This is a genomic window from Acinetobacter sp. V102_4 (assembly GCF_031799005.1).
Lineage (GTDB): Bacteria > Pseudomonadota > Gammaproteobacteria > Pseudomonadales > Moraxellaceae > Acinetobacter > Acinetobacter calcoaceticus.
Genome location: NZ_JAVQNR010000016.1, coordinates 1 through 1059 on the forward strand (window position 1 = coordinate 1; position 1059 = coordinate 1059).

Genomic DNA, 1059 nt, shown 5'->3' on the forward strand with positions numbered 1-1059 from the left:
AGGTCTGCCCATACCCGATTTCTCTTTGGGAGCTACACTCTTTTGAATGGTACGAAAGCAGGCGAGTGGTGCAAATAAGAAGTATTGATCGGATTTACACAAATATGCCAGACAACGACACAAATTATGAATTTTCTCGTGATCGTCGTAGGAAATCATTCCTGTGCAAGGATATTTATAATCTGAACTGTTCCGATTGCAATTATGATAAGCACCTTTGCCATTGGTGAGCTTGACCCAGTATTGACCAATATCTTCAGCCCACTTTACATCTTTTTGATGTGCATGACCATCAAGTAAAATGATGCAATGTACGTGTTGCCCTTTGTATGGACCATGTTCGAACTTCAAACAATATCCAATAATTTCTTTCAGTGTAGGATCAGAGCGAAAATTACCAAGCAGCCTTTCCACATCTGTTTTAATGGTCATTAAACAATGTGCATTGTGTCTAGAGCCTTCGAAGTCAGGAGAGGTATTGATGAGTTCAGAAATTCCAAATTTGTAGTATAGATCTAAGCGAACAACCATCACTTTACTGTAAGTATTTAGGTGTTTTCCAAACCATTTAACGCAGCTACGGTAATTCTTTCGGCAGTGTTTTTTACGCTTTCTGAGTTCACGTTTAGTTTCGGGACCTAACATATTTTCTCGAATATGATTTACAAATCGGTTTATTCGATGAATTATTTTAATATGACAAGGCTCTAAAGGAACTCCAGCAGGAGGAAGCATCTGCAATAACGGCGTGTCTGGATAAGCTGATCTGGCGTCAACATAGCTGAGAATCTCACTCCCGACTTTAAAATGCCCTGTCTCAAATAACATGCATTGATCAAAGAAACGCTGGTGTAGTTCAAACCATGGCGCATATTGATAGGTAATAATTTCACCTTCAGCTGTCTGAAGCACAATTGCAGGAATTGCATTTTCCGCACAACTGATTGATAGACGAGAGATCGCTGTCATCGTCGTGTATTGACGTTCATCAGGCACTCTCAGACGATAAGGTACGTTATCAAAGGACTTGAGTTGAAATAAATCTACCTCACGCTCATT

The 1059-nt window shown here is 39.8% G+C and carries 1 protein-coding gene; it reads right to left on the minus strand.

The features are described from left to right. On the minus strand, positions 1 to 1059 hold a 1059-nt coding region (locus RMB13_RS00580; RefSeq protein WP_311084111.1), incomplete at both ends, for an inovirus-type Gp2 protein.